The 14,150-nt window shown below is 61.4% G+C and carries 16 protein-coding genes; 8 read left to right on the forward strand and 8 right to left on the reverse strand.

What is annotated here, in order from left to right; all coding sequences use genetic code 11:
- Positions 1–309 precede the first annotated feature (309 nt).
- Positions 310–1,059, forward strand: a complete 750-nt coding sequence (locus QN224_RS07640) for a YoaK family protein (RefSeq protein ID WP_283976167.1) — start codon at positions 310–312, stop codon at positions 1,057–1,059.
- Positions 1,060–1,076: 17 nt separating this feature from the next.
- On the opposite strand, the gene QN224_RS07645 is transcribed toward QN224_RS07640, so the two are convergent.
- The 3 genes from QN224_RS07645 to QN224_RS07655 form a co-directional block, all read right to left on the reverse strand.
- Positions 1,077–1,409, reverse strand: coding sequence for a hypothetical protein (locus tag QN224_RS07645; protein WP_283976897.1), 333 nt, complete (start codon positions 1,407–1,409; stop codon positions 1,077–1,079).
- Between the two features lie 292 nt (positions 1,410–1,701).
- Positions 1,702–2,145, reverse strand: coding sequence for a universal stress protein (locus QN224_RS07650; protein ID WP_269286782.1), 444 nt, complete (start codon positions 2,143–2,145; stop codon positions 1,702–1,704).
- 176 nt (positions 2,146–2,321) lie between these two features.
- Entirely contained in the window at positions 2,322–3,413 is a 1,092-nt protein-coding gene (locus tag QN224_RS07655; RefSeq protein WP_283976168.1) for a DUF475 domain-containing protein, read from the reverse strand.
- A 424-nt stretch (positions 3,414–3,837) separates the two neighbouring features.
- Between QN224_RS07655 and QN224_RS07660 the strand changes: the two genes are divergently transcribed.
- The 3 genes from QN224_RS07660 (at position 3,838) to QN224_RS07670 (ending at position 4,843) form a co-directional block, all read left to right on the forward strand.
- Positions 3,838–4,089 (forward strand): DUF982 domain-containing protein, encoded by a 252-nt coding sequence (locus tag QN224_RS07660; protein ID WP_173511611.1) that lies wholly within the window; start codon positions 3,838–3,840, stop codon positions 4,087–4,089.
- 237 nt (positions 4,090–4,326) lie between these two features.
- Positions 4,327–4,617 (forward strand): DUF982 domain-containing protein, encoded by a 291-nt coding sequence (locus tag QN224_RS07665; RefSeq protein ID WP_173511612.1) that lies wholly within the window; start codon positions 4,327–4,329, stop codon positions 4,615–4,617.
- Positions 4,595–4,843: a DUF982 domain-containing protein gene (locus QN224_RS07670; RefSeq protein WP_269286779.1), complete on the forward strand. Its 249-nt coding sequence runs from the start codon at positions 4,595–4,597 to the stop codon at positions 4,841–4,843. The genes QN224_RS07665 and QN224_RS07670 overlap by 23 nt, the downstream gene beginning before the upstream one ends.
- Before the next feature lie 31 nt (positions 4,844–4,874).
- Here the strand turns inward: QN224_RS07670 and QN224_RS07675 are convergent, their stop codons facing one another.
- The 3 genes from QN224_RS07675 to QN224_RS07685 are packed head-to-tail and all read right to left on the reverse strand — an operon-like array spanning position 4,875 to position 7,651.
- The gene (locus QN224_RS07675; RefSeq protein ID WP_283976169.1) at positions 4,875–5,654 is read right to left on the reverse strand and encodes an SDR family oxidoreductase; all 780 of its coding nucleotides are present in this window, start codon (positions 5,652–5,654) and stop codon (positions 4,875–4,877) included.
- A 23-nt stretch (positions 5,655–5,677) separates the two neighbouring features.
- Positions 5,678–6,826, reverse strand: a complete 1,149-nt coding sequence (gene dgoD, locus QN224_RS07680) for a galactonate dehydratase (RefSeq protein WP_283976170.1) — start codon at positions 6,824–6,826, stop codon at positions 5,678–5,680.
- A gap of 45 nt (positions 6,827–6,871) precedes the next feature.
- Positions 6,872–7,651 (reverse strand): FadR/GntR family transcriptional regulator, encoded by a 780-nt coding sequence (locus tag QN224_RS07685; RefSeq protein ID WP_283976898.1) that lies wholly within the window; start codon positions 7,649–7,651, stop codon positions 6,872–6,874.
- 187 nt (positions 7,652–7,838) lie between these two features.
- On the opposite strand from QN224_RS07685, the gene QN224_RS07690 reads away from it, so the two are divergent.
- The 4 genes from QN224_RS07690 to QN224_RS07705 all read left to right on the forward strand — a co-directional run bounded on the left by QN224_RS07690 (position 7,839) and on the right by QN224_RS07705 (position 12,277).
- Positions 7,839–8,822, forward strand: coding sequence for an arabinose ABC transporter substrate-binding protein (locus QN224_RS07690; RefSeq protein WP_283976171.1), 984 nt, complete (start codon positions 7,839–7,841; stop codon positions 8,820–8,822).
- Positions 8,823–8,893: 71 nt separating this feature from the next.
- Complete coding sequence (gene araG / locus QN224_RS07695; RefSeq protein ID WP_283976172.1) at positions 8,894–10,420, forward strand: L-arabinose ABC transporter ATP-binding protein AraG; 1,527 nt, start codon at positions 8,894–8,896, stop codon at positions 10,418–10,420.
- Between the two features lie 2 nt (positions 10,421–10,422).
- Complete coding sequence (gene araH, locus QN224_RS07700) at positions 10,423–11,373, forward strand: L-arabinose ABC transporter permease AraH (RefSeq protein ID WP_283976173.1); 951 nt, start codon at positions 10,423–10,425, stop codon at positions 11,371–11,373.
- Between the two features lie 7 nt (positions 11,374–11,380).
- On the forward strand, positions 11,381–12,277 hold the full coding sequence (locus QN224_RS07705) for an aldose 1-epimerase (RefSeq protein ID WP_283976174.1): 897 nt from the start codon (positions 11,381–11,383) through the stop codon (positions 12,275–12,277).
- 115 nt (positions 12,278–12,392) lie between these two features.
- Here the strand turns inward: QN224_RS07705 and QN224_RS07710 are convergent, their stop codons facing one another.
- Entirely contained in the window at positions 12,393–12,539 is a 147-nt protein-coding gene (locus QN224_RS07710; RefSeq protein ID WP_173511620.1) for a DUF1127 domain-containing protein, read from the reverse strand.
- Between the two features lie 227 nt (positions 12,540–12,766).
- A complete protein-coding gene (locus QN224_RS07715) occupies positions 12,767–14,074 on the reverse strand; it encodes a Gfo/Idh/MocA family oxidoreductase (protein ID WP_283976175.1) in 1,308 nt (435 codons plus the stop codon).
- Positions 14,075–14,150 lie beyond the last annotated feature (76 nt).

Below are 14,150 nucleotides of genomic sequence, written 5' to 3' on the forward strand. Positions count from 1 at the left end.
CCACTGCGTCCCAACCATAAGCATGTCATTCAAGCCGCCTGGCGGCCGTTCTTTGGTTTTGGCGGGTACAAGCTGGCGTCGCCAGCGGCGCGCCCCATGCATTTCACGCCACGCCCTCCATAGAGACTCTTCCGGCCTCTTCAATCTCTCGACGGCTAACCACCGGGCCACCGCGGCACATCCTTGCCGCGCAAGAGCGCCTGCGACTACAACATAGCAAATGCAAGATCGAACGGACAGCGGCAGCGATCCTGTGCTATCGGATGAATCGCACTTTTCGTCCGCCAATCCGATACTTTGCGGCCCGTCATGAAGCACTATCTCCGGAATCTGACTGCGAAAGAACGCAATGAGGCGACCGATCGCCATCTGGCCTTCTATCTGACATTCGTCGCCGGCGCTGCCAATGCCGGTGGCTTCATGGCGGTGCATCAATATACGTCGCATATGTCGGGCATCGTTTCCGCGATCGCCGACAACATCGTCCTCGGGAATATCGCACTGGTTCTGGCCGGCCTTGCCGCGCTCTTCTCGTTCGTTGCCGGCGCCGCCACGTCCGCCATCCTCATCAACTGGGGCCGACGCCTGGAACTGCAGGCGGAATATGCGCTTCCACTGCTGTTCGAGGCGCTTCTGCTCATCTGCTTCGCTGCGAGCGGGATATTTTTCCACGTGCGCGAAAGTCTCGCCGTATCGACCACGGTCATGCTTCTCTGCTTCATCATGGGGCTGCAGAACGCCATCATCACGAAGCTCTCCGGCGCCAGAATCCGCACCACGCATGTGACCGGCCTGGTGACCGACGCGGGCATCGAGCTTGGAAAGCTGATCTACTGGAACCGCGACAGCGCCAGGAGCTCCCGGCTGCATGTCCGCGCCGATCGCCGGAAGTTGCGCCTTCTCACATCCTTGATCGGGCTTTTCCTGGTTGGCGGGGTTTGCGGCGCCCTTCTCTTCAACAATCTGGGCGTTTCTGCGGCGCTCTTCCTCGCCGCGCCCTTGATGCTGATTGCAGCGCTCCCCGTGATCGAGGACGTCCGGTCTGCCTTGAACCGATAGAATAATTGCTCGCGACCTCAGTCCAATGACGGCCGGGTGTCCGGAAAACGGGTGTCGACCGCGGCCGCTTCCAACGCAAGCTGATGGGCCTCGATGTTGCCGCCCCTGCCCCAGGTCGCGGCAACGCTCATCAATTCATCCATCTCCCTTCTGAGATGATGCCACGCCAGAATGTCTTCGGCATGGGCGACATTCACGCGCGGGTCGTAGAACCGGCTGATTTCCTCGGCGACCTCCCTGCGCGCGGCCTCCAGGCGGCCCTTCAGGTCGTTGACTTCATCTTTCACCAGGAAATAGCGCCGCATCACCGCAACAAGCGCAAGATCGTTCGGACTGACGTTCAAGGACATCCCCTGTCGTTTCATGACTGCCGGCCTACAGCGCCGCATGTCTTCTCAGGCAAAGGACGCTGTAGCACTTTGAATTGCTGCATGTTTTCACCCTTAAATCCGCTACGATAAGGAAACATGCAGTAGGTCGAACGGATGCATGCTGCGCAGCCGCCCCACCTGGCACCCACGCCATCACGCGAAACTTTGACGCTTTTCCGGCAACGGCCAAAGAAAAGCCCGGCGTCGGGAGACGCCGGGCCAAAAACCGCCGGAGCTGTGGAGAAATCGTATCGCCTTAAGGCTCTGCTCGCTATTTCTTCCTGTAGATCAGCACGGGGATCGTCGAATGCGTCAGCACCTTTGCGGCGACGCTACCGATGATCAGGGCGCCGACACCGCCACGGCCGTGCGATGCCATGATGATGAGATCGGCGCCGATATCCTCCGATTTCTTGATGATCGCGCGATAGACCTCGTGGCTACGGGCCTGATCCGTCCCGCACGGCACGCCGGCACGCTCAGACCTGGCTGCGGCGTCGGCAAGTATTTCCCCGGCATGCTGACGGGAGAATGCCTCATATTCCTCCTTCGTGCTGGCGAGCTGTTCGGCGTCGGTCGAAAAGAGGTGGAATGGCTCCATCACGGTCAACACCGTGATTCTTGCCCCAGCTTCCTTTGCAAAGGCAATGCCGGCGTCCAAAGCCACTGTGGCGAGCGGCGAACCATCGGTGGGGATGAGAATGTTGCGGAACATGAGAACCTCCCGTTGACTTCGGAGTTCAACCTAGCCGCATCGCAGTAAGTCACATTGACCCAGATCAATGCTTTAGATATTGCTTATTCACATTATATCACGCCAAAGCAAAAATGGCCCGGCGGGATCCCGCCGGGCCATCTCTCGACAATGATTCCGTCTCTCGGGCCCCGCTCTTAGACTTCGACCCGAAACCGTGCGTTCGGCTCCTCTTCATGCTCCTCCCGCCGATTGTGGCGGATCGATGACCAGAGCGAGAGACCGATGAGTCCCGCACCCCCAAGGCCTGTGACGACTTCGGGAATGTGGATCAGCGTCTGGAAGTACATCACCACCGAAAGGATCAGGATCGCATAGAAGGCGCCGTGCTCGAGGTAGCGATATTCGTTGAGCGTGCCCTTCTCGACCAGCATGACCGTCATCGAGCGGACATACATGGCGCCAATGCCCAGGCCGATCGCGATGATGAACAGGTTCTGCGTCAAGGCGAAGGCGCCGATGACGCCGTCGAACGAAAAGCTGGCATCGAGCACTTCCAGGTAGAGGAACGCACCGAAACCGCCCTTCGCCGCCGCGCTCATCGTCTGTTGCGAAGCATCAAGCAGGCCGCCCGCGACCTCCACGACCAGGAAGGTGAGCAGCCCATAAATGCTGGCGTAGACGAAAGTGTGCACGTACTGGGCTTCGAGCAGGGTCGAGAAAGCGAGGATGACGCTCAGGACCAGGGCGATCTCGATGCCCTTGATGGTCGCGAATCGCGCCATCTTGCGTTCCAGCCAGGCGATCCAGTGCACATCCTTCTCCTGGTCGAAGAAGTAGTTGAGGCCAACCATCATCAGGAAGGTTCCGCCGAAGGCGGCGATCGGCAGATGCGCATCGTTCATGATGCGGGCGTATTCTTCGGGGCGAACCGCCGCGAGGATCACCGCGTCGATCGGCCCGATATTGGCCGCGATGACGACGATCAGCAGCGGAAAGACGATGCGCATGCCAAAAACGGCGATGATGATACCCCAGGTCAGAAACCGGTGCTGCCAGGCCGGTGTCATATCCTTGAGCTTGTTGGCGTTGACGATGGCGTTGTCGAAGGAGAGCGAGATTTCGAGGACAGCGAGCACCGCACAGATGAAGAAGACGGTCATCGTGCCGCTGAACGTACCGGTCGACTGCCAGCCGAGCCAGACGCCAAGCAGCAGACCGAGGGCCGTAACGATGAAGGCCCATTTGAAATAACCGAGGGCGCTCGTTTGCGAACGGGGCTGGATCATCGACGACCCTCCCCGGCACGACGTGCCTCGGCGATTGTGGACGAGATATTTCCTGTAACGAAAAAGCGCACAGCCGAACAGGCACATGCGTTGGGCATGAGATCAGTTTTCATGGTAGCTAATCCGCCGGCGTGATTTGCTGGCGGTACCGACATCACGAGAGCGCCGTAAAACTCTCGCCAGAGGGGCCCGGCACCAATGTTCATCCCGCGGTTCGATGTCTAAAAGGCGGGACCGCTTTTTTACTTAGCAGCGCGACACGCCTCGTCAAGGGGTAAGCGGCAGCCGAGACGCCACCTTGCGGTCGGAATCGGGCGTAGACAGACGCGATAATATTCGCGCGGCGCCGGCGTTTTCGGATGGAACCAAAGTTGGTTCCGGCGGGTTTAATTTCCAGCAAAAACAACCTGTGAGGCAACGCGCCATGCACAGTTTCTGGTGGGACAAGAGTGTCCAGGTGGAACTCGACGACGCAGGCAAATATCGCGATGTGAAGAGCACGCGCGAGGCGGTCGAATGCCTGATGCTGCGGTGGCCCCATCAGGACGGGCGCGCCCTTGCCGCTGCAAAACGCGTCTGCTTGCAGGTGCTTGAGGGCAAGGTCAAGACCGAGAAGGCTCGCAGGGCGTTTATCAAGGCTGCCGAAGAGGCGCACATTTCCATCCGGAGCCAGTAACACATTCGCATGTCCGGAAGCCTGTCGCTCCGAGGCACAAGAGCATCGGCCCGCAAAAATCGGATTCGATCTCTGGTAAGCATGATGCCGCAAAGGCAAAGTCGTTAGGCATGCCTCGGCACCCAGCCGGTCCGAAGGCATTCAACCTGATACAGGACGCAGGATGTGCGGATATCCCTTTCGCTCGTTCCCTTATCCCGCGCCGATGACCCCGGTCGGGGACAGGAAAGGAAAGCAATGTACGAAATTCCCTGGAGCGCGCCGGTCAGTCTGACCATGCTGGACGGCCGGTGCCGCACGGTCATCGGTCCGCTTGACGCGATGAAGTGTCTGCAGAGCGAATGGCCTGTTCGAGGCGGCGCCTATTACAGCTATGCGATGCGCGCCTGCGAAGCGGCGGTCAAGCGCCGGAAAAGCCCTAGCGAAGCACGCGCCGCCTTCGTCTGTGCCTCGCGAGAGGCTTTTCTGACGATCCTGGCCGGTCAAGGGCGGGAGGAAGGCAGTGATGGATACCGGCCCCTGGAGTGAATGCGTGCCGATCCGCATGCCTAACGAGACGGCCGTGCACATGGTCTCCAACACCCGCCAGGCCGCGGAACTGCTGTCGAAGCACTGGCCGGTCAACCGCGGCCAGGCCTATGAACACGCACTCGATATCTGCCAGGCAGTGCTCGAACGCGATTGGCCGTCCTACGTCGCCCGCGCTGCCTTTGTCGCGGCGGCAAGGGAGGCGGGCGTAAATCTGCTGGACTGAGATCGGTAGCGGCAACGCAGAGAAAGCCCAATCAGGCGGGGTGATGCAGCACGCTGAGGCCGCCGTCCACCGTCAGGCAGGCAGCATTCATGAAGGTGCATTCGTCGGAAATCATGAACAGCGCGGCGCGGGCAATCTCATCAACCGTCGCGATACGCCCGCCCGGATGCAGCTTCATCGTTTCCGCTTCGGCCGCTTTCGGGTCGGGGAAGCTGTTCCAGTATTCGATCACCTTCTGGGTCAGCACGTAGCCCGGAGCGAGCGCGTTCACGCGAATTCCCTTCGATGCATATTCGATCCCGAGCGACTTCGTCATGCCGATGAGCGCGTGCTTGGCAACGGGATAGGGGAAGGTGTGCGGAATGATCGTGAAGGCATGCGTCGAGGCGATGTTGAGGATCACCCCATCGCCCGCCTCGATCATGCTCGGAAGTGCCGCCTTGCAGCAGTTCCAGGCGCCCTTGAGGTTCACGTCGCAGCAGCGCTGCCATTCCGCACCGCTCGTCGCCAGCGGCTCCGCGAAGACGTTGATGCCAGCATTGTTGACCAGCGCGTTCGGGCGCCCAATGGTCTCCGCCGCGATGGCAAAGGCCGCAGCGATTGCCCCGGCATCGGTGATATCGGCGATCGCCGAGGAAACCCGGCCGCCTGCTTCCCGAAGCCGCCTTGCTTCCCTTTCAAGCAGCGGCCCATCGCGGTCGATCAGAAAGAGGCTGGCCCCTTCGCCATGGAATAGCTCGGCCATGGCAAGGCCGATACCCTGGGCCGCGCCCGTTATGACGATGCGCTTGCCGTTGAGCCTGTTTCCCATGATCCTCCTCCTCTATTCCCGCGTCACCATTCGGCGACGCTGCCATCCTCGTGGCGCCAGATCGGGTTGCGCCAGCGATGGCCTTCCCGCGCACGCTCGATGACGTAGGCCTCGTCGACCTCGACGCCCAACCCGGGCCCTTGCGGGATGGACACGAAACCATCCTCGTAGCGGAACACCTCCTTGTTGGAGATGTAATCGAGAATGTCGTTGGCCGCATTGTAGTGGATGCCGAGGCTCTGCTCCTGGATGAAGGCGTTATAGCTGACGGCATCGACCTGAAGGCAGGCCGCGAGCGCGATCGGACCAAGCGGGCAATGCGGCGCGAGCGCCACGTCATAGGCCTCCGCCATCGCCGCGATCTTGCGGCACTCGGTAATGCCGCCCGCATGGGAGAGATCGGGCTGGATGATGTCGACATAGCCGTCGGCAAGGACCGACTTGAAATCCCAGCGGGAATAGAGGCGTTCGCCCAGCGCAATCGGCGTCGAGCAATGGTTGGCGATCTCCTTCAGCGCCTCACGGTTTTCCGACAGTACCGGCTCCTCGATGAACATCAGCTTGAATTGCTCGAGTTCCTTGGCGAGCACCTTGGCCATCGGCCGATGCACACGGCCATGGAAGTCGACGCCGATGCCGACATGCGGGCCGATCGCGTCGCGGATGGTGCCGATGGTCGAGACGGCCTTGTCGATCTTCTCGTTGCTGTCGACGATCTGCAGTTCTTCGCAGCCGTTGAGCTTGATCGCCTTGAAGCCGCGGGCGACGACGTCCTTGGCATTGCGCGCAACGTCGCTCGGCCGGTCGCCGCCGATCCAGGAATAGACCTTGATCTTGTCGCGGCATTGGCCGCCGAGCAACTGGTGAACCGGCTGGCCGAGAGCCTTGCCCTTGATGTCCCAAAGCGCCTGGTCGATGCCGGCAAGAGCACTCATGTGCAAGGCGCCGCCGCGATAGAAGCCGCCGCGATACATCACGTTCCAGTGGTCTTCGATCAGGAACGGATCCTTGCCGACGAGGTAATCAGCGAGCTCGTGCACGGCCGCCTCGACTGTCAGTGCACGGCCTTCGACCACTGGCTCGCCCCAGCCGGTGACGCCCTCGTCGGTTTCGATCTTGAGAAACAGCCAGCGCGGCGGAACGATATAGGTGGTGAGCTTGGTAATCTTCATGACGTGATGTCCATTGGGGGAAGAGAAACGGGCGGGCTGCCCGCTCTATGAGTTGTTAAGGAGACCGGCGCCTGCAGGCCGGTGCCGTTTGACGGCCGCCGCGAGGTCGCGGGCCGCAAGATCCAGCATGCGCATCGAGCATTCGCGCGCCGCCGCCTTGTCGCGCATGCGCAATGCCTCCACCAGTTCGCCATGGATGTCGATGGCCTCATCGCGGCGTTCGGCGGCTTCGTTCGAAGCGTGCAGAGAGAACTTGAGCGCCGCCTGGATGATGCCGACCAGTTGCAGGAAAACCTGGTTGTGGCTTGCCTTGAGGAGGCAGGTATGAAAGGCGACGTCGGCATCGGTGAAGCCAGCGAGGTCGCGCTCGCCGTCGCGCATGCCCTGCCAGGCGCGTTCGAGATCGGCGATTTCCTGAACGGTTGCGCGCTCGGCGGCGAATTCCGCCGCCGCCGGCTCGATCGCCCGACGCGCTTCCAGAATGCAGTTCAGCAGATCGAATTCGAAGATGCGCTCGCCGATCCATTCCAGAACCTGCGAATCGAGGATGTTCCACTCTTCCTTGCTGCAGACGACCGTACCAACGCGGGAGCGGCCGCGCACCAGGCCCTTGGATTCGAGAATCTTCAGCGATTCTCGGATCACAGTGCGGCTGACGCCATAACGCTCGCAGAGATCGTTTTCGCGAGGCAGGAACGTGCCGACCGGAAAGACCTCAGCGCAGATATCGGAGGCAATGGCACGCGTAATGTTTTTCTGAACGCGCGGACGGCGCTGAAGCCGTTCCGCCGCAATACCCTGGTGCCCTTGCCCTCCCGCTGCCATCGCCATCCTCACGCTGATCAAGTCGAAGCTCCTTAGCGCAGATCGCCGAGGCTGGCGACAGCGAGAAGCGCGCGCTTCATTATTATACATCACTATCGCATTCATCATACAAAGGCAATTGACGAATATGATGATTCATCATACACAAATGCCAACTGCTGGAGGCAGTTCACCAGGGAGAGACATCATGCGCTTCATCAAGGCAGCCATTCTGGCTGGTACCGTTGCCGTACTCACGGCCACTTCGGCATTCGCCGCCGACGTCAAGATCGGCTTCATCGTCAAGCAGCCTGAAGAGCCGTGGTTCCAGGACGAATGGAAATTCGCGGACGCCGCCGCCAAAGAAAAAGGCTTCACGCTGGTCAAGATCGGCGCCGAAGACGGCGAGAAGGTCCAGTCGGCCATCGACAATCTCGGGGCCCAGGGCGCGCAAGGCTTCATCGTCTGCACGCCCGACGTCAAGCTCGGTCCGGGCATCGTCGCAAAGGCTGCCGCCAACGATCTCAAGCTGATGACCGTCGACGACCGCCTGGTCAACGCCGACGGCAGCCCGATCGAAGACGTTCCGCACATGGGGATCTCGGCCACCAAGATCGGCGAGGCCGTGGGCCAGGCGATCGTCGATGAGATCAAGAAGCGCGGCTGGGACGTGAAGGAGGTCGGCGCGATCCGCGTCTCCTACGACCAGTTGCCGACCGCCGTCGACCGCGTCGAAGGCGCCCTTTCCGTTCTCAAGGCCAACGGCTTCCCGGAAGCCAACATCTTCGACGCACCGCAGGCCAAGACCGATACGGAAGCTGCCCTCAACGCCTCGACGATCGTGCTCAACAAGAACGCCGGCATCAAGAAATGGGTCGCCGTCGGCCTCAATGACGAAGCAGTTCTCGGCGCCGTGCGCGCAACGGAATCCGTGGGCATTCCAGCCGAAAGCATGATCGGTGTCGGCATCGGCGGCGCGGAGTCGGCGATCAACGAATTCAAGAAACCCGCCGCCACCGGCTTCTTCGGCACCGTCATCATCTCGCCGAAGCGTCACGGCTACGAAACCGCGCTCAACATGTACGAGTGGATTGCCAACGAGAAGGAACCTGAAAAGCTGATCCTGACCGCCGGCCAGCTGGCGCTTCGCGACAACTACGAAGCCGTCCGCAAGGAACTCGGCATCGAGTAACCGTCACTGACGGCATCAACGAGCCCGGCGGTAACACTCGTACCGCCGGGCACCTCGCTTCGGAGCAGCGCATGCAGGACTTCCTCGAATTCCGATCCATTTCCAAAGGTTACCCCGGCGTCCAGGCGCTGTCGGATGTCTCCTTTGCCGTCCGCAAAGGCGCTGTCCACGGGCTCATGGGCGAGAACGGCGCTGGCAAGTCGACGCTGATCCGCGTTCTGTCCGGCGATCAGTCGGCCGACGAGGGCGAGATCCGGATCAACGGCGAAGTGCAGCACTACCGCTCCGTGCGCGACGCCTTCCATGCGGGCGTCATCGTCATTCACCAGGAACTGCAGCTCGTGCCGGAGCTGACGGTCGCCGAAAACCTTTGGCTCGGCCATTTCCCCGGCAAGGGCGGCGTAATCGACCGGCGGCAACTCATCGGCGTCGTCTCCCAAAAACTGGCGGAAATCGGCATCGAAGTCGACCCAACCGCCAAGGTCGCGTCGCTTTCGATCGGCGAGCGCCAGATGGTCGAGATCGCCAAGGCGGTGATGCTCGATGCGCGCGTCATCGCTCTCGACGAGCCGACCTCGTCGCTGTCCTCCCGCGAGAGCGAAATCCTCTTTGCCCTCATTGATCGCCTGCGCGTGAACGGCACCGTCATTCTCTACGTCTCGCATCGCCTCGACGAGATCTTCCGGCTTTGCGACAGCCTCACGGTGCTGCGCGACGGCAAGCTCGCCGCACATCATCCGGAGATTTCCAAGGTGACGCGCGACCAGATCATTTCCGAAATGGTCGGGCGTGAAATCGCAAACATCTGGGGCTGGCGCGGACGCGCCTTCGGCGCCGAGCGGCTGCGGGTCGAAAGCATTGCGGGACCAAAACTGAAGGTCCCGTTGAGCTTCTCCGTCAGGCGCGGCGAGATCGTCGGCTTCTTCGGCCTGATTGGTGCCGGCCGAAGCGAGATGGCGCGGCTCGTCTATGGAGCCGATGCACGTTCCCAGGGCAGCGTGTCGGTCGACGGTGCGACGGTGCCGGCAGACAGCCCGCCCAAGTCGATCCGCGCCGGTATCGTTCTCTGCCCGGAGGACCGCAAGTTCGATGGCATCGTCCAAGGCCGGTCGATCGAGGAGAACATGACGATCTCCTCGCGCCGCCACTTTTCTCGCCTCGGCATCATCAACCCGAAGAAGGAAAGCGAGCTCGCCGACAAGTTCATCGCCAAGCTTCGCGTACGAACGCCGTCCCGCCGTCAGGACATCGTCAACCTCTCCGGCGGCAACCAGCAGAAGGTCATTCTCGGTCGCTGGCTGTCGGAAGAAGGCATCAAAGTTCTCATCGTCGACGAGCCGACGCGCGGCATCGACGTCGGCGCGAAATCCGAGATCTACGAAATGCTCTACGGGCTTGCCGAACAGGGCATGGCGATCGTCGTCATCTCCAGCGAACTGCCAGAGGTTATGGGCATCGCGGATCGCATCATCGTGATGTGCGAGGGACGTCTCGCGGCCGACATGCCGCGCGCAGAATTCGATGAGCGGCGGATCCTCGCGGCGGCCCTTCCCGACATCAAGAACAGCAAAGACCTTCCCCTCACACAGGTACAGTGACGATGACCCATTTGAAAAAAATCCTTCTCGGCGAGCAGGGCCTCGTCGTCATCTTCGCGGTCGCCTTCGTCATCGTGTCGTTGACGGTTCCGAATTTCCTCAGCGAACGCAACATGCTCGGCCTGCTGCAGTCCGTCGTTACCATCGGCATCATTGCCTGCACCATGATGTTCTGCCTCGCCTCACGCGATTTCGACCTTTCCGTCGGCTCGACGGTGGCGTTTTCCGGCATGGTTGCGGTCATGGCCTCGAACGCCACGGGCTCCATCCTGCTCGGGCTGCTGGCGGCCGTCCTGTGCGGCGGCTTTGTCGGCACGGTCAACGGCGTCGTCATCGCCCGCTTCCGCATCAATGCGCTGATCACCACGCTTGCCACCATGCAGATCGTCCGCGGCTTCGCGCTGATCGCTTCGGACGGCCGCGCCGTCGGCATCAACGATCCGTCCTTCTACCAGCTCGCGCTGTCGCGTTTCCTCGGAATCCCTACACCGATCTGGGTGATGGGCCTGTTCTTCATCGTCTTCGGCTTCGTGCTGAACAGGACCGTCTTCGGCAAGAACACGCTGGCGATCGGCGGCAATCCGGAGGCTTCGCGCCTCGCCGGCGTCGACGTTGCCCGCATGCGCATCTGGATCTTCGCGCTGCAGGGCATCGTCTGCGCCGTCGCAGGCGTGCTGCTCGCTTCGCGCATCACCTCCGGCCAGCCCAATGCCGCGACGGGACTTGAGCTCTCGGTCATCTCGGCCTGCGTGCTCGGCGGCGTTTCGCTGGCCGGTGGCCGCGCGGCGATGACCGGCGTCATCGTCGGCGTTCTGATCATGGGCATCGCCGAGAACGTGATGAACCTGCTCAACATCCAGGCTTTCTATCAATATGTGGTGCGGGGCCTGATCCTGCTGTTGGCGGTCCTCCTCGACAATCTGCGCTCGGCCGCGGGCAGACAGCGCGTCTGACCGGGCAATGCCAGACGATGTCCTGCATCTCGGGAACGACGAGCTCTCGGTCGAGCTGAGCCGTTTCGGCGGCTCGCTCCTCGCCGCCACCTGGCGTGGCATCCCGTTCCTGAAGCCAACCGCAACCGGCGGGATCGCGACGCAAACGTTCGGCGCCGAGGCGAGCTTCCCGCTCGTACCCTACGGCAACAGGATCGAAGGCAATAGCTTCACCTTCGATGGGGAGCACTTCTTCCTCGAACCGAATACATCCGGCGATCCATTCTGCCTGCATGGGGATGGATGGCTCAGCGAATGGCAGCTGAAGTCGCACAGCGGAGAACAAGCGACACTTTCCTATGTGCACACTGAGCGGGCGGGAAGCCCCTATGTCTATGAGACCGTGCAGGAAGTGCGGGTGGATGGCAGTACGCTCACTCTCTCTCTGACAGTCAAGAACATGTCGGCTCGCCCGTTACCCTTTGGATTGGGGCATCACCCCTTTTTTCCGCGCACGGCCGGGACACGGCTCCGGGCGAGTGCAAAACGCTTCTGGGGCGAAAGGGCCGGACACCTGCCGGACGCTCCCGGCCCGATTCCCCGCACGCTCGATTTCACCGAGGGCAATACGCTCCCCGCTTGCTGGATTAACAATGCCTATGACGGCTGGGACGGAGAGGCCGTGATCGAATGGCCCGAACGCCAGCTTGCGTTAAGGCTTGAAACCGAGGGGGCGTTCGAGTGCTTTATGATCTATTCGCCGGGTACGGATGCGGACTTCTTCTGTTTCGAGCCGATGACGCATCTGCCTAACGCTCATAACATGCCGAACGAGGCCGACGGCCTCGTTGTATTGAAGCACGGACAAACTCTTGCAGGCGCCATCAGGCTCCGCTTGGCCCCACTGAGCGCAGGCTTTCGATAAGTCAACAGCGAGCAGCCGGTCCCCAACTCGGCGCAAAGAAAAAGCGCCCGCTGGGAGGTGCAGGCGCTTGGACAGCTACATCAATTCTGACGGGGCGTGCCCGTCGATCGAGCCTTTAGCGGCCGACAGCGGCGCGGGCGACGCGATGGATATCGGCGCGATCAATGCCGAGATCGCTGAGTTCGCGGGTCGACATGCGGCCCAATTCGGCGACCGTCTGACGGTACTTGCGCCAGTTGTTAAAAGATCGTGCTACGTTCATTTTTTGATCCCCCTTTCATGGGCTTTCGAAGCCTGGCAGCCAGTCCGTGGCGCCTCGTTTGCTTCGATGCGAGACATATAGTGCGTCACCTCGGGGGATTGCAGCGCTCATATGTCAGCGCACCCATGCGTCAAATGCATGGATGCGGCCGTGGATGGAGGGTCCTGCAGAGCGCGAGGGCGGGAGTTCGGGCTGGCCTTGCGGCTACGAGAGAGGCCGACCGAAACTCATTGCCGACCGGCCGAGGCGGAGATTTGCGTCGCGGATCGCGGAGCGGAGCCGAACTCGTCCTCGAAGAGCTCCGGCATCAGATCGGCAAGCCGGACCAGCTTGCCCGTGCGCGAGCTTTGGAGTGCGGCGATACCGCACAGGACCGACATCGCACCGGCGCGTGCGCCTGCCCGCTGCCCCAACGGGTCGCTCGCGTCAGGCTTGAAAAGCATGTTCCGCAGCCGATCGTCGCCGCCATAATGTCCGCCGGAGGAATGCGGCACGACGATGCGCTCAACTCCGGGGCGGCCTTTCGGGAAGTTGCGGACAAGCAGGATCACGTCTTCCGCTGGCGTTTCCCATGGCTGGTCCTCGTACTGACGAAGCTCGATCCTGCCCTTCGTACCGTTGAAGGCGATGTGGTGGCCCTCGATCGGCTGGAAGGTGTTCAGTGAATAGGAGACGTGGACATTGTTGCGGTAGCGTATGTTCGCGACCATCGTATCGGGAATGTCGATGTCCTCGCGGAAGACGCAACCGTCGCGGAAGTAGCCGTCGATCTCGGAGGGGTCCTCATAGAGCGCGTCGAGGAACGGGTCGGCTTCGAGATCCAGATAGAAATCGCATTCATTCTTATGCGGACAGAGCTTGCAGCGCGGGCCCCGGAACGGACCCTTGCGCCCGTACATCTGCAGGTCGGCAAACGCCGTGACGGCATCCGGGTCGCTGTCGAGATACCAGTTCAACAGGTCGAAATGGTGGGTCGCCTTGTGCACGAAGAGGCTGCCCGACCGTTCCGTATAAGCATGCCAACGACGGAAATAGTCGGCGCCGTGTTCGGTATCGAGATACCAATGAAAGTCGACGGAGGTAACACGGCCGATCTCGCCGGAATTCAGCAGTTCCTTGATGCGGGCCGCGGTCGGCGCGAAGCGGTAGTTGAACGAGACGTCCACCCGCCGGCCCGTGCGCTTCTCGGCGTCCAGAATGCGGCGGATCTTCTCGACGGTCGTCGACATCGGCTTTTCGGTGATGACATCGGCGCCAGCCTCCAGTGCACGGACGACGATGTCGTCATGCGTGTCGTCGGGGGTACAGACAATCACCAGATCGGGGCGCGCTTCGGCAAGCATCGCATCGACATTGCCGTAGATCGGCGCATTGGTTGCAATCATCGTGCGGGCGCGTTCGGCTCTGAGCGCATTCGTGTCGGCAATGGCGACGAGATCCACCTGGCCGCGCCAACCGGCGAGCAAGTCCTTGCCCCACATCGTGGTGCCGCGGTTGCCGGTACCGACCAGCGCAAAACGACGTTTGTTATCCATCTTCCTCACGCAATCCTGTCTGGAGTGAAGCCGCGAGACCGGCGGCAGTGGTTAGTACAACATGTAAATTCAATAT

The sequence above is a fragment of the Sinorhizobium sp. 7-81 genome (assembly GCF_030124405.1).
GTDB classification, from domain to species: Bacteria; Pseudomonadota; Alphaproteobacteria; order Rhizobiales; family Rhizobiaceae; genus Sinorhizobium; species Sinorhizobium psoraleae.

Coding starts and splice junctions, on each gene's coding strand:
- QN224_RS07685 (WP_283976898.1), bottom strand. CDS start 7,651: ATGGCAGCGGGAGGGCAAGGGCACCAGGGTATTGCGGCGGAACGGCTT.
- QN224_RS07705 (WP_283976174.1), top strand. CDS start 11,381: ATGCCAGACGATGTCCTGCATCTCGGGAACGACGAGCTCTCGGTCGAG.
- QN224_RS07715 (WP_283976175.1), bottom strand. CDS start 14,074: ATGGATAACAAACGTCGTTTTGCGCTGGTCGGTACCGGCAACCGCGGC.
- QN224_RS07675 (WP_283976169.1), bottom strand. CDS start 5,654: ATGGGAAACAGGCTCAACGGCAAGCGCATCGTCATAACGGGCGCGGCC.
- araG (WP_283976172.1), top strand. CDS start 8,894: ATGCAGGACTTCCTCGAATTCCGATCCATTTCCAAAGGTTACCCCGGC.
- QN224_RS07640 (WP_283976167.1), top strand. CDS start 310: ATGAAGCACTATCTCCGGAATCTGACTGCGAAAGAACGCAATGAGGCG.
- QN224_RS07665 (WP_173511612.1), top strand. CDS start 4,327: ATGTACGAAATTCCCTGGAGCGCGCCGGTCAGTCTGACCATGCTGGAC.
- QN224_RS07670 (WP_269286779.1), top strand. CDS start 4,595: ATGGATACCGGCCCCTGGAGTGAATGCGTGCCGATCCGCATGCCTAAC.
- QN224_RS07655 (WP_283976168.1), bottom strand. CDS start 3,413: ATGATCCAGCCCCGTTCGCAAACGAGCGCCCTCGGTTATTTCAAATGG.
- QN224_RS07690 (WP_283976171.1), top strand. CDS start 7,839: ATGCGCTTCATCAAGGCAGCCATTCTGGCTGGTACCGTTGCCGTACTC.
- QN224_RS07645 (WP_283976897.1), bottom strand. CDS start 1,409: ATGTCCTTGAACGTCAGTCCGAACGATCTTGCGCTTGTTGCGGTGATG.
- QN224_RS07650 (WP_269286782.1), bottom strand. CDS start 2,145: ATGTTCCGCAACATTCTCATCCCCACCGATGGTTCGCCGCTCGCCACA.
- QN224_RS07660 (WP_173511611.1), top strand. CDS start 3,838: ATGCACAGTTTCTGGTGGGACAAGAGTGTCCAGGTGGAACTCGACGAC.
- QN224_RS07710 (WP_173511620.1), bottom strand. CDS start 12,539: ATGAACGTAGCACGATCTTTTAACAACTGGCGCAAGTACCGTCAGACG.
- dgoD (WP_283976170.1), bottom strand. CDS start 6,826: ATGAAGATTACCAAGCTCACCACCTATATCGTTCCGCCGCGCTGGCTG.
- araH (WP_283976173.1), top strand. CDS start 10,423: ATGACCCATTTGAAAAAAATCCTTCTCGGCGAGCAGGGCCTCGTCGTC.